This window comes from Actinoallomurus sp. NPDC052308 (genome assembly GCF_040679195.1).
In the GTDB taxonomy this organism is placed as follows: Bacteria; Actinomycetota; Actinomycetes; order Streptosporangiales; family Streptosporangiaceae; genus Actinoallomurus; species Actinoallomurus liliacearum.
Genome location: NZ_JBFAUM010000020.1, coordinates 115,992 through 128,394, shown reverse-complemented (window position 1 = coordinate 128,394; position 12,403 = coordinate 115,992). Strand labels below are relative to the sequence as shown.

The following is a 12,403-nucleotide window of genomic DNA, read 5'->3' as shown; positions in this document are numbered from 1 at the left end:
ATCCTCAGGCGGCGTGACCGGCGGACTTTTCGTTATTTAATGGCAGCCACCGGGTCTCTCCGGCATCGGACCGACAGCGCAGACCCGCGAAGGGGGACCTTACGTGAACGCACCCAAGACGCTGGTCGCGATGGCGCAGGGACCAACGGATCGATGAGCGACGTGCCGTTCTCCGCCGAGCGCGGTCTCGCCACGCCGGAGGCGCCCTGCGACGACCTCGACGCGGTCGACCTGCCTCCGCGCGATCCCCGGGACGCGATGTCGCTGCAGACCGCCTGGTTGCGCAGCTTCCTCGCGGTGGCCGAGAAGGGCGGGTTCGGCGCGGCCACCCTCGTGCTGCACCTGTCGCAGTCGCGGGTCAGCGCCCACATCGCCGCGCTCGAACACGCCCTCGGGGTGACGCTCTTCGACCGCAAGGCCCGTCCTATCTGCATGACCGAGGCCGGCGAACTGTTCCGCGGGCATGCCATGACCGCCCTGCTGGAGTTGCAGCGCGGCGTCGACGCGGCACGCAGCACACTCGACAACTTCGTCGCGCACGTGAGCGTCGGCAGTTATCCGAGCGTCAGCTCCACCTACCTTCCGTCGGTGCTGCAGGAGCTGAAGTCGAAGTACCCCGGCATGACGGTCGAACTGTTCGAGGGGAACGCCTCGACCCTGGAGGAGATGGTCGTCAGCGGGACCGTCGACCTCGCGTTCCGGCCGCCACTGCCGAAGATGCACGAGACGACGCTCTGCCATCGCACGATCTGGCGCGAGGACATCGTCGCCGTGATGCGCGAGCACGACCCCCTCGCCGCGCAGGCCTCGGTCAGCGTCGACGACATCCTGGGGCGGCCGCTCATCGGCAACCCGGCCGGCAGCGAGGAGGACGGCGGCGGGTTCGATCTGCGCCATACGCTCGGCGAGGCCGCCGGGCGAGCCGACATCGTGTACCTGACCGACCAGCCGACCACCCTGGTCGCGTTGGTCCGCTCGGCCTTCGGCATTGGCGTCATCAACCGCCTCGCACTGCGGACCACCAGCACCGAGGGGCTGGCCATCCGCACCATCGACTCTCCCGCCGCCTGCCGGGAGGTCGCCCTGTTCTGGACGCGACGGCGCGCGGACGCTCCCGGCGTCAAAGCGTTCCTCGACGCTCAGGGACGGGCGCCGCTGCCGCCCGGCGTACAGCCGATCCCGAGGAACTAGGGCCTGTCTCAAAGCGGTGGCCGCGAGCGTGCCTGACCGTGCAACGCCGGCCAGTCCGGCCGAACTGACCCCGCCGGCCTGGTCACCGTCCCGACCGGTGCGGCGCTGACTGTGATCGACTTCTTCATCGTCAACGTCGTGTTGCCCACCATCGACACCACGCTGCACGCCGGGGCGACGACGCTGGAACTCGTCGTCGCCGGCTACGGCATCGCCTACGCGGTTCTCCTCGTACTCGGCGGTCGACTGGGCGACATGTTCGGCCGCCGGAGGCTGTTCCTGGCCGGCCTGGCCGCGTTCACGGTGGCCTCGCTGGCGTGCGGGCTGGCGCCGACCGCGACCATCCTCGTGCTCGCTCGCGTAGCGCAGGGCGCGGCGGCCGCGCTCGTCTCCGCGAACATCGCCGGCACCACCTGGCGGCCGATCTTCCTGGTCAACGTGCCCGTCGGCATCATCACGCTCGTACTGGCCAGGCGAACGGTGCCGGAGACCCGGTCGGCCAACCCACTGGGCATTGACCGGCTGGGCACGGCGATCTTCGGGGTGGCCCTCCTGACCCTGATGCTGCCGCTCATGGAAGGCCAGGCCGCCGGTTGGCCGTGGTGGATGTGGGTGCTGCTGGCCATCTCGCCGGTGGCCGGCGCCGCGTTCGTGTTCGTGGAACGCCGGGCGGAGCGCGTCGGGCAGGTGCCGCTGTTGCCGCCGTCGATGCTGCGGATGCCCAGCATCCGCGCGGGAGTCCCACTCGCCGTACCGCTCTACGCCGCGTACGGCGGGTTCATGGTCGTGTACGCGGACACGACGCAGGACGATCTGCGGATCAACGCGCTGGATTCGGCATTGGCGTTGATCCCGATGACGGCCGCGTACTTCGCCGGTTCGCTGTCCTCCAGTTGGTTCGTTGCCCGGTTCGGCGCACGGGTGTCCCCGCTGGGCACGCTGATCCAGGCGGTCGGACTCACCGTGTTGACCGGCCTGATCCTGGCCTCCTGGCCGCGCATGGGCGCCCTCGCACTGACGGCGAGAATGCTGATCAACGGTTTCGGCCAGGGGCCGGCCGCGACCACGTTCTTCCGGGTGGTCCTGTCCGCCGTACCGGTCGAACGCGCCGGGTTGGGCAGCGGTGTCCTGGTCACCACGCAGCAGACGTCGCTGGCGCTGGGCGTGGCCATGCTGGGCACCCTGTTCACGGCGTTGAGCGTGCCGGCCGTGCTCGGCATGCGGGAAGCCTTCGTCCTGTTCCTGGCGGGCCAGGTGGTCATCGCGCTCGTCATCACCGTGTTCGGCCGGAAGCTGCCGGACCTGCGGTGACACTTGTCGCACCCGGCGTGGATGCCTCGCGTAGTGCCCCGATGAGGTGCGTCGTCGGCTGACATGGCGCTAGCGGGGGAGCCGCAGCCCGGACATGCCTCCGTCGACCGCCAGGGACATCCCGGTGGTGGCCCCGGCGGACGGGCCGGCGAGGTGGAGCACGGCGGCGGCGACCTCCTCCGCCGTCACCAGGCGGCCGGTCGGTTGCCGCGCTGCCAGCCGGGCCTTCTCGGCGGACGGATCGTCGGCCTTCGCGAGCAACCGGGCCACCCACGGGGTGTCGACGGTACCGGGCGCGACGCAGGTGACGCGGATCCCGGCATCGATCAGGTCGGCCGCCATCGCCAGAGTCAGCGCGTGCACCGCGCCCTTCGACGCGGAGTACAGCGCGCGTTGCACCAGTCCCGCCGTCGCCGCGATCGAGGAGATGTTGACGATCGCGGCGTGTCGGCTGCGCCGCAGGTACGGCAGCGCCGCGCGGGACGCCCGCGCGACTCCGGTGACGTTGATGTCGAGGACGCGCGCCCACTCGGCGTCGTCGTTCGCGGTGACGTCGCCCACGGCGCTGACGCCGGCGCAGTTGATCAGGATGTCGATGCCGCCGAACGCGCCGGCGACCTCCTCCACCGCGGCGTCGAGCGACGCGCCGTCGGCGACGTCGGCCCGGACCGCGCATATCCCGTCGGTCGACGCCGGCGGGTCGAGGTCCAGGACGCCGACACGGGCGCCCGCCGCACGCAGCGCCGACGCGCAGGCCGCGCCGATCCCCGATCCGCCACCGGTGACGATCGCGACCAGGCCGTCGAATTCCGTCATCTCACTCTCCACGTTCACGAGGGGAAACCGAGTTGCTCGCGTAGGACGTCCACCGCGCGGTCGAACGAGGCACGGTCGAGGACGGCCCCCGCGTACGGGCCGCTCTGGACCGGCTCGGTGAAGAAACGCTCGGGCAGCGTGTCGTGCTCAGGGCCGAGGCCGCGCAGGTGATTGACGCGGCGCTGCAGCGACAGGCGGCGCGCCCCGAGTCCGAGCACATCCGGGCGTTCTCCGGTGACCGCCTCGACGAGGTCCTCGACGTCACCCAGTGTGAGCGGCCGGGTCGGTGTCGCGGCGAACAGGCAGACGCCCAGTGCGTCCAGGCCGCTCCACAGGCGCATCAGGACCGCGGTGCCGGCGGGGTCCAGGCGCCCGAGCGGCCGGGGCACCTCGACGCCGACGCGGCGCGCCTCCGGGAAACAGGCCGGCATCCCGCGCTCGGCGTCGAAGTCGAGATCGTGCTCGACGATGTCGTAGCGCGGTCCGACCGGCGCCACGGCGAACCCGAGGCCGAGATTGGGCTGCACCCGGGGATCGAACGGCGGTAGCTCCACTCCCTTGCCGACCATCGGGGCGTCCGCGGTCGCACGGAGCCGCGCGGCTCCGTCGCCCAGCCCGGTGTCGTCACGTCGGTAGGCGAGGCGTTCCACGGTGTCCGGGATCGCGTCGGACGGGATGCCGGCGGCGGCGAGGGTCCCGGCCAGCGACACCGGGTCGAGGCCGAGCTGAAGGCAGCGTGCGTTGAGCGCCCACGGATCCGGGCCGCCCGCGCCGGGGCCGAGCGCGGCCAGTGACTCCTGGTGGACCGCCGCCCCGGCGTAGACCTTGACGCAGTCGGTCGGGCAGCCGGGACAGGCGGCGACCCGTTCGAGTGCCGGCGCGGCCGTCGGGTCGACACCGCCGGGGGTACGCGTTCCGGTGAAGTTCGCGACGTTCGCGTACCCCGGCTCACCCCGCCAGACCGCGAACCCGGGTGTGCCGCGCTGCCAGGCGGCCAGGGTGTTCTCCGGGACGGCGTCCGCGTACGCCGCCGTGATCCGGGTGAGCGCGTCCGGATCGGCGACGTACGGTTCGGACCTGCCGACGCAGACGACGGCCTTGACCCGCTTCCCGCCGAGCAGGGCACCGAACCCGTGCCGTGGGAGCGGATGGTCGCGGCACGTGACCACCGTCGCGTACCGGACGCCGTGCTCGCCCGCGGGGCCGATGACCGCGACCGCCGCGTCCGCGCCGTGGCGGCGGGTCAACGCGTCGGTCGCCGCGCCGGTCTCCATCCCCCACAGATCGCCGGCCGGGACGAGGGTGACGGTCCCGTCCTGGACGAGCGCCGTCACCGGCTCGGGCGCCCGGCCGTGCAGCACGATGCCGGTCAGGCCGGCCCGGCGCAGTCCGGCCGCGAACGGCCCCTCCGCCCGCGTATCGGCGATTCCGCCGGACAGCGGCGACAGACCGATCGCGGTGATCCGGGCCAGTCCGGGCCCGGCGACACCGGCGACCGGTCCGGCGACGAGCGCGACGGGCGCGTCGACCGGATCGATGTCCTCGCCGCCGTCCGACAGCGCGGCCAGCAGCCCCTCCAGCGCTTCGAGCGGTCCACCGCGCACGTACGCGGGTGCCGCCGGATCGGACGTCGCGGTCCAGGCCGTGCGCGCGGAGAGGTCGACATGCGCTACCGCCATGCGCCGCCGCCCGGGAACGGGCGCCGAGCCCGGCGCTCCGCGATGATCTTCATGGCGCGTCCCTCACGGCGCTGCGCTGGGCGCCGAGTCCGTCGATTTCCACGACCACCGTGTCGCCGTGACGCAGGTACGGGAAGCGGCCGGACAAGGCCACGCCCTGCGGTGTCCCGGTGTTGATCAGGTCTCCCGGCTCCAACACGGTGTACTGCGAGAGGCTCCAGACCAGGTACGCCACGTCGAAGATCATGTCGGCGGTCGTGGAGTCCTGCCGGGGCTCGTCGTTGACCGACGAGCGCAGCCGCAGTCCGTTCGGGTCACCGACCTCGTCCGGCGTGACCAGCCACGGCCCGAGGGGGTTGAACGTCTCGCAGGACTTGCCCTTCGACCACTGCCCACCGGAGACCGCGAGCTGGAAGTCGCGCTCGCTGACGTCGTTCGACGTGACGTACCCCGCGACGTGCTCGAGCGCGTGCTCGGGAGAGTCGAGGTAGCGGGCGGTGCGCCCGATGACGACGCCGAGTTCGACCTCCCAGTCGGTCTTCGTCGAGCCGCGCGGGATCAGCACATCGTCGTACGGCCCCACCACGGTGTTCGGCGCCTTGTAGAACAGGATCGGTACCTCGGGCGGCGGTGCGCCGGACTCGGCCGCGTGCGCCGCGTAGTTCTGGCCGATGCACAGGACCGCGCCCGGCCGCGCGATCGGCGCGCCGATCCGCAGCCCGGTGATGTCGATCTCGGGTAGCGTCTCGGCCGCGATGCCGGCGCCGTCCAGGGCACCGGCGGCCAGGAACGCCCCGTCGATGTCGGCGGTGACACCGGACAGGTCGTGATACCGCTCCCCGGTGCAGACGACCGGGCGTTCCGCGCCGGCCGGCCCCACCCGCATGTACTTCATTTCCCCTCCAGCATGTAGGTGCGCGCCGCGGTGGTGGCGAAGACGTTCTCCGGTCGTCCGCCGAGGATGGTCTCGATCGCGTCCACGACCTGCTCGTAGCTCGCCGCCACCTCGCAGACCGGCCAGTCCGAGCCGAACATCAGCCGGTCCGGGCCGAACAGGCCGAGCGCGGTCTCCACGAACGGCCGCAGGTCGTCCACCGTCCACGTGGCCCAGTCGGCCTCGGCGACCAGCCCGGACAGTTTCACGATCACATGCTCCCGCTCGGCGAGCGGCGCGATGAGGGTCCGCCATTCGGCCAGCCCGTCCGGACCCGCCGCGACGCGTGGCTTGCCGAGGTGGTCCAGCACGAAGGTCGTGCCGGGGACGGCGTCGACCGCGCGGATCACCGCCGGCAGTTGCGATGGCCGGACCACCAACTCGTTGACCAGGCCCGCGCGGGCGACCGTTCGCAGACCGGTCCGGACCGAGGGTCGATCCAGGAAGTCGTCCGGGTGTCCCTGGACCTGGTCGCGGATCCCGGCCAGGTACCGGCCGCCGGCGCCGGCCCGGTGCGCCGCTAGCGTGTCGGCGAGCACGGGGTCCTCCAGCGACGCCCAGCCGACCACGGCCGCGATCTCCGGAGTGTTCGCCGCGAGCGACAGGAACTCGCGGGTCTCCGCGTCGTCGCAGCGCCCCGCCTCGACCAGCACGGTCGCGTCGATACCGGCCGCCCGAAGGTGGACCCGCAGGTCGTCGATCGTGTAGTCGCGCCGTATCGGGGTCAGTGACGGATCCGCGAGCCAGGCGTAGTCGGCGGTCCATAGATGGTGATGCGCGTCGATGATCACGGCGTGGGGACCCCTTCCGGAAGCAGGCCGGCACCGATCAGCTCACGCCACAGCCGCCCGGGGATCTCGACCGAGGCCATCGCGACCGCGTCGTCCACCTCGGCGGGCGAACGCATCCCGACCACGACGCCGGCCACGCTCGGATGGCCGAGCGGGAACTGCAGCGCGGCCGCCCGCAGCGGTACGCCATGCCTATCGCAGATGTCGCGGATCGCCCGCGCCTTGGCGAGCAGCGCCTCTGGCGCCGGCCGGTAGTCGTACGTCGCGCCGTCGACCGGATCGGCCAGGATGCCGGAGTTGTATACGCCACCCGCGATGATCGAGAGGCCTCGCGCCCGGCACTCGGGCAGGAGATCGCCGAGCCCGGACTGGTCCAGCAGCGTGTACCGGCCGGCGAGCAGGAAGCAGTCGAAGTCGCCGGTGCGCGCGAACGCGGTCAGCATCGCCGACTGGTTCATGCCCACCGAGATGGCGCCGACCAGCCCTTCGGCGCGCATGCCGACGAGCGCCGGTCGTGCGGCGCCGATCGCCTCGGCGTAGTGCTCGTCGGGGTCGTGGATGTGCAGGATGTCGACCCGGTCCAGGCCCAGGCGCGCGAGGCTGTCGGCGTACGAACGGCGGATTCCCGCGGCGCTGAAGTCGAAGCGCGGTGTCTCGGGCGTCGGCTCGGCCCACATGCCGTCACGGTCACCGCCTCGCACGAGCACCCGGCCCACCTTCGTGGACAGGGTGAACGCTTCCCGGTCCCGGCGGGCCAGCGCCGCGCCGGCGCGACGCTCGGACCGGCCGGCGCCGTACAGCGGCGCGGTGTCGAAGTACCGGATGCCATGGGCCCAGGCCCGGTCGATGGTCGCGGTGGCGACGTCATCGCCGACCGATCGATACAGGCCGCCGATCGGGGCGAGCCCCAGCCCGAGCCGGGTGACGGTCACGCCCGTCGAGCCGATCGGGACGGTCTCGAACGGATTCATGCGGCGGCCTTCGGTGTGGCGTGGATGAGACGGATGACGGCCTGGCTCATGCGGTCGTAGTCGTGGTCGTTGACCAGCTCACCGCGGAGCGCGAAGTCGCCGATGACGGCGATCCGGTCGGCGAGTGTGACCACTTCGGGCAGGTCGGAGGAGATCAGCAGGATCGCCATGCCCTCCTCGGCGAGACCGGCGATCAACTCGTGGAACGCGGCCTTGGTCCGTACGTCGATGCCGACCGTCGGCTCGTCGATGACGAGGATGTCGCAGTCGGCGGCGAGCCACTTGGCGAGGCTCACCTTCTGCTGGTTGCCGCCGGAGAGCCGGCCGGCGAGCTGGCGCGGTGAGGCCGCACGGATACCGAGCTTGTCGACGTACTCCGCGACGAGATCGCGTTCGGCCCGATCCCGGAGGAGCCCGAGTCTCGCCAGGCGGCGCCAGACCGTGACGCCGACGTTGCGGGCGATGGTCTGCTCCAGGAACAGGCCCTCTTCCTTACGGTTCTCCGGGACATACCCGACGCGATACCGGCGGAGCGCCTCCCCGACGCTTCGGATCCGCGCCGGCGCGCCCTTCACCCGGACCTCGCCGGAGGTGATCCTGTCCAGGCCGAGCAGCGCCTTCGCGAGTTCGGTACGGCCGGCGCCGACGAGCCCGTAGAGCCCCAGGATCTCGCCCGGCGCGACCGCCAGCGAGATGTCCCGATGGCCGCGATCGGTGGAGACACCGCGCAGCTCCAGCGCCGGTGTGGCGTCCGGGGCGACGCGCCGGGTGCCGAGCGTGAGCGCGGCGTGGGCCCGCCCGACCATCAGGTCGACGATCGTGTCCCGCGTGTAGTCGGCCAGCGGCCGGGCCTCGGCGACGCTGCGCCCGTCGCGGAGCACGGTGACCGTGTCCGCGACCGCGAACACCTCTTCCAGCTTGTGGCTGACCAGGACGACGGAGTGCCCCGTGGTGGTCAGCGTGCGGACGATCGCGTAGAGCCGGTCGGCCTCGTCGCCGGTCAGCGACGCGGTCGGCTCGTCGAGCAGCAGTAGCCGGCTGTCCACCGACAGCGCCTTCGCGATCTCGACGAGTTGCGCCTGCGCGACCGACAGCTCACCGACCGGCGTGTCCGGATCCAGGTCGAGGTCGAGCAGATCGAGGCAGCGGCGGGCCTCGGCACGGATCTGTCGCCGATGCACCAGACCGAGCCGGTTCGGCAGCCGGTGCAGCATGATGTTCTCCGCGACGGTGAACGCGGGCACCAGGTTGCGTTCCTGGTGCACGACGCCGATGCCGGCCCGGAGCGCGTCGAGCGGGCCGGTGAACGCGACGTCGGCACCGTCGATCGAGATGTGCCCGTCGTCCGGCCGGTACACGCCGGTGAGGATCTTCACCAGCGTGCTCTTGCCCGCGCCGTTCTCGCCGAGCAGCGCGTGCACGCTGCCGGGCCGCACCTCGAGCGTGGCGCCGTCGAGCGCGCGTACGCCCGGGAAGACCTTGACCAATCCCTGCGCCGACAGTTTCATTTCCTGCTCCGAGTGAGCTTCTGGCGGACAGCGCCGACCAGGACGGCGCCGAGCACGACCGCGCCGACGATCAGGTCGACCCAGCTCTGGCCGATGTTGAACTGCGCCTGGGTGACGTCCACGAGGCGGACCAGGAACGAGGCCAGGCACGTGCCGAAGACGGCCACCACGCCGCCGGCCAGCGCCACGCCGCCGATGATCGGCGCCGCGAAACTCCGCAGCAGCAGGTCATCGCCGACGCTGGCGTTGACCGAGCCGGACAGCGCGAGCGTCAGGACGGCGGCGACACCGGCGAGCAGACCCGAGATCGTGTGAGCGAGCACGATCGACCGGTCGTTGGACACACCGGACAGGCGGGCCGAGAACGGGTTGCCTCCGCTCGCGAGCAGATGGCGACCGGCGACCGTACGGGCGAAGAACAGCCCGACCGCGACCGCGACGACGACGGCGACCAGGAAGATGACCGGCAGCCCGAGCGCCGAGGCGCGGCCGAGATCGACCAGGCCGGGAGAGTAGCCCTGGAACGTGTCCGGGCCGTGGACGCCGTAGCGCAGGCCGTCGACGATGGTCATCGTCGCGAGCGTGACGATGAACGCGTTGATCCTGGTCAACACCACGAGGAGACCGTTGACCGCGCCGACGACCGCTCCGAGCAGGAGCGACGCGGCCACCGCCACCGGCGCCGGCCAGCCCTGCGCGATCATCAGCCAGGCGCCGGCCATCGCGCAGAAACCGGTCAGTACGCCGACGGAGAGGTTCATCTGGCCGATCGCGAGCACGACCATCTGCGACAGGCCGATCACGATCGGCACCGCGAGGAAACGGAAGAACGCGCCGAGGGTGCCGCCTTGGAGCAGGTTGCCGTGGGTCGCGATGCTCAACGCGACGAATCCGGCGACGGCGAGGCAGACGAGCGTGAACTCCGGCGCTCGGACGATCCGCCGCGCGCCTCCGCCCGCCCGCGAGGGGGCGACGGCCGCGGTCATGCCCGCACCCCGCGCCGCTCGGCGAGCACGTGCCGGGCCCGGTCCAGTGACAACGCGGCCAGCAGCACCAGGCCGATGTAGAGCTGGAGTTGATTGATCTGGAACTGCAACAGGTTCAGCCCCTTGTAGATGACCTGGGTGATGCCGGCGCCGAGCAGTGTGCCGAGCACGCTGACCGCGCCACCGGCGAGCAAGGTGCCCCCGAGCACCGGCGCGAGGAACGACGGAAGCAGGAACTGGCCGCCGACGCTCGCGGAGAACGCGCCGTTCTCCGCGGCGAGCAGGAATCCGGCGAACGCGGCGAGGGCTCCGGACAGCGCATGTGCCTGGATGATCCGGGCCTGGACCGGGATGCCGGACAGCTCCGCCGCCTTCTGGTTCGAGCCGGTCATCAGGATCTCCCGGCCGATCCTCGACCAGCGGAAGACGAGTCCGACGATCAGCAGGGCGACCACGGCGAACGGGACGAGCAGCGGTATCGGAGGTCCGCACACGTCGCCGGTGCAGTAGTCGGCCATCGTGTCGGCGCCGAGGCTCGCCATGCCGGCCGGCTGACGTGCGAACGCGACCCCCTGGGTGAAGTGCGAGTACAGCAGCGACACCAGGCCGACGAGCGCGAAGTCCATGGCGAGCGTGACGACGAACGAGTTGACGCCGGTACGCGCGATGACCAGGCCGGCGAGCGCGCCGAGGGCGGCCCCGGTGGCGAGCCCGGCCAGCAGGTCGAGCGGCAGCGGCGCGCCGGTCTTGTCGTAGAGCAGGCCGGCGGCGAACGTACTGATCGCGGCGATTCGGGGAACGGCCATGTTCATGTGACCGAGCGAGAGCACCGCGAGCTGCGACAGCCCGACGACCAGGTAGACGCTGACGTCCGACTGCAGGGGGACGAGTGTGAGCCGGGTGTCCAAGAAGGTCGGTCGCAGCGACGTGAACAGGACGATCAGCACCACCAGCACGGCCAGCAGGCCCATTCGGGGGTTGGCCCAGACCGGCATCCGGCCGACGCCGCCGGCCGGCGGCGCCGGGTCCGGCGCCGGGCCCGAGGCCTGCGCGTCGCTCGATGGCGGGGGAGCGTTGCCCGCGCGGCCGAGCCGATTCATCACTGCACTCTCCGATCGTCGATCGCGTCGCGGTCCCAGTCGATGCCGAGGCCGGGAGCCGTCGGGGCGAGGGCCTCGCCGCCGTGGACCTGGATCTCCCGTCGGGTGATCGCCCGCAGTTGGGGGATGTGTTCGAGGTATCGGCTGTTCGGTACCGCGCAGCACAGGCTGATGTGCAACTCCATGAGGAAGTGCGGGCACACCACGACGTTGTGCGCCTCGGCCAGGTGCGCGACCTTCAACCACGGCGTGATGCCGCCGACCCGCGCCACGTCGACCTGGACGACGCCGGCGGCGCCGCGCTTGAGGTATTCGGCGAACTGGCTGATCGAGTACATCGACTCACCGACCGCGACCGGCACGCTGGTCGCGGCGGCGAGCGCGGCGTGGCCGGAGACGTCGTCGGCGGGCAGCGGCTCCTCGAACCAGCAGGGGTCGTACGGCTCCAGCAGCCGCGCGCGGCGGATCGCGTCGGCGGCGGTCTGCGACTGGTTCGCGTCGACCATGATGTCGAAGTCCGGGCCGACCGCGTCACGTACGGCGGCCAGCCGGTACGCGTCCTCGGCGGGTGGCCGGCCGATCTTGATCTTCACGCCGGGCAGGCCGGACACCTGGCTCGCCTTCGCCCCGGCGACCAGTTCGTCGGTGCTGAGGTGGAGCCAGCCCCCCTCGGTGTCGTAGAGCGGGATCCGGTCCTTGGCGCCGCCGGCGAGGATCCACAGCGGAGCGCCGGCGTCGCGGCACCGCCAGTCCCACAGCGCGGTGTCGACGGCGGCGAGCGCGAGCGAGGTGATGGCGCCGACCGTGGTGGAGCGGTTCGCGGCGTACAACTCGTGCCAGATCGCCTCGACCCGGCGCGGATCGGCGCCGATGAGGTGGCCGAGCATGCTGTCGCGCAGCAGCGCGAGGACCGCCTTGCCGCCGGTGCCGATGGTGTACGAGTACCCGGTGCCGGTCCCGCCGTCGTCGGTGGTGATGTCTACGAAGATCGTCTCCTGCTTCGCGAATGACTGGACGGCGTCGGTGCGGACCCGTTCGACGGCGAGGTCGACGAGGTACGCCTGGGCGCTGGTGATGCGGGGCAAAAGGGCTCCTCGGACTGGCTCGCGGAACGAC

General features: G+C 71.7%; 11 protein-coding genes. 2 read left to right on the top strand and 9 right to left on the bottom strand.

Annotated features, from left to right (window positions below; genetic code table 11):
• The first annotated feature begins 153 nt into the window (after positions 1-153).
• Together AB0L00_RS33675 and AB0L00_RS33670 are read left to right on the top strand one after the other, a co-directional pair.
• Positions 154-1,191, top strand: coding sequence for a LysR family transcriptional regulator (locus AB0L00_RS33675; RefSeq protein WP_364441214.1), 1,038 nt, complete (start codon positions 154-156; stop codon positions 1,189-1,191).
• A gap of 78 nt (positions 1,192-1,269) precedes the next feature.
• Positions 1,270-2,502: an MFS transporter gene (locus AB0L00_RS33670; RefSeq protein ID WP_364441239.1), complete on the top strand. Its 1,233-nt coding sequence runs from the start codon at positions 1,270-1,272 to the stop codon at positions 2,500-2,502.
• 69 nt (positions 2,503-2,571) lie between these two features.
• Here the strand turns inward: AB0L00_RS33670 and AB0L00_RS33665 are convergent, their stop codons facing one another.
• The 9 genes from AB0L00_RS33665 to AB0L00_RS33625 are packed head-to-tail and all read right to left on the bottom strand — an operon-like array spanning position 2,572 to position 12,372.
• Positions 2,572-3,318, bottom strand: coding sequence for an SDR family oxidoreductase (locus tag AB0L00_RS33665; RefSeq protein WP_364441213.1), 747 nt, complete (start codon positions 3,316-3,318; stop codon positions 2,572-2,574).
• 14 nt (positions 3,319-3,332) lie between these two features.
• A complete protein-coding gene (locus tag AB0L00_RS33660; protein ID WP_364441212.1) occupies positions 3,333-4,997 on the bottom strand; it encodes an aldehyde ferredoxin oxidoreductase N-terminal domain-containing protein in 1,665 nt (554 codons plus the stop codon).
• Positions 4,998-5,046: 49 nt separating this feature from the next.
• A complete protein-coding gene (locus AB0L00_RS33655) occupies positions 5,047-5,892 on the bottom strand; it encodes a fumarylacetoacetate hydrolase family protein (protein ID WP_364441210.1) in 846 nt (281 codons plus the stop codon).
• Complete coding sequence (locus AB0L00_RS33650; protein ID WP_364441208.1) at positions 5,889-6,722, bottom strand: amidohydrolase family protein; 834 nt, start codon at positions 6,720-6,722, stop codon at positions 5,889-5,891. The genes AB0L00_RS33655 and AB0L00_RS33650 overlap by 4 nt, the downstream gene beginning before the upstream one ends.
• Positions 6,719-7,693, bottom strand: a complete 975-nt coding sequence (locus AB0L00_RS33645) for an aldo/keto reductase (RefSeq protein WP_345360841.1) — start codon at positions 7,691-7,693, stop codon at positions 6,719-6,721. Before AB0L00_RS33645 ends, AB0L00_RS33650 begins: the two co-directional genes overlap by 4 nt.
• Positions 7,690-9,201: a sugar ABC transporter ATP-binding protein gene (locus AB0L00_RS33640; protein ID WP_364441206.1), complete on the bottom strand. Its 1,512-nt coding sequence runs from the start codon at positions 9,199-9,201 to the stop codon at positions 7,690-7,692. Before AB0L00_RS33640 ends, AB0L00_RS33645 begins: the two co-directional genes overlap by 4 nt.
• Positions 9,198-10,187, bottom strand: a complete 990-nt coding sequence (locus tag AB0L00_RS33635; protein WP_364441204.1) for an ABC transporter permease — start codon at positions 10,185-10,187, stop codon at positions 9,198-9,200. The genes AB0L00_RS33640 and AB0L00_RS33635 overlap by 4 nt, the downstream gene beginning before the upstream one ends.
• Positions 10,184-11,287, bottom strand: a complete 1,104-nt coding sequence (locus AB0L00_RS33630; protein WP_364441202.1) for an ABC transporter permease — start codon at positions 11,285-11,287, stop codon at positions 10,184-10,186. Before AB0L00_RS33630 ends, AB0L00_RS33635 begins: the two co-directional genes overlap by 4 nt.
• The gene (locus AB0L00_RS33625; RefSeq protein WP_364441201.1) at positions 11,287-12,372 is read right to left on the bottom strand and encodes a mandelate racemase/muconate lactonizing enzyme family protein; all 1,086 of its coding nucleotides are present in this window, start codon (positions 12,370-12,372) and stop codon (positions 11,287-11,289) included. The genes AB0L00_RS33630 and AB0L00_RS33625 overlap by 1 nt, the downstream gene beginning before the upstream one ends.
• Between the last annotated feature and the right edge of the window lie 31 nt (positions 12,373-12,403).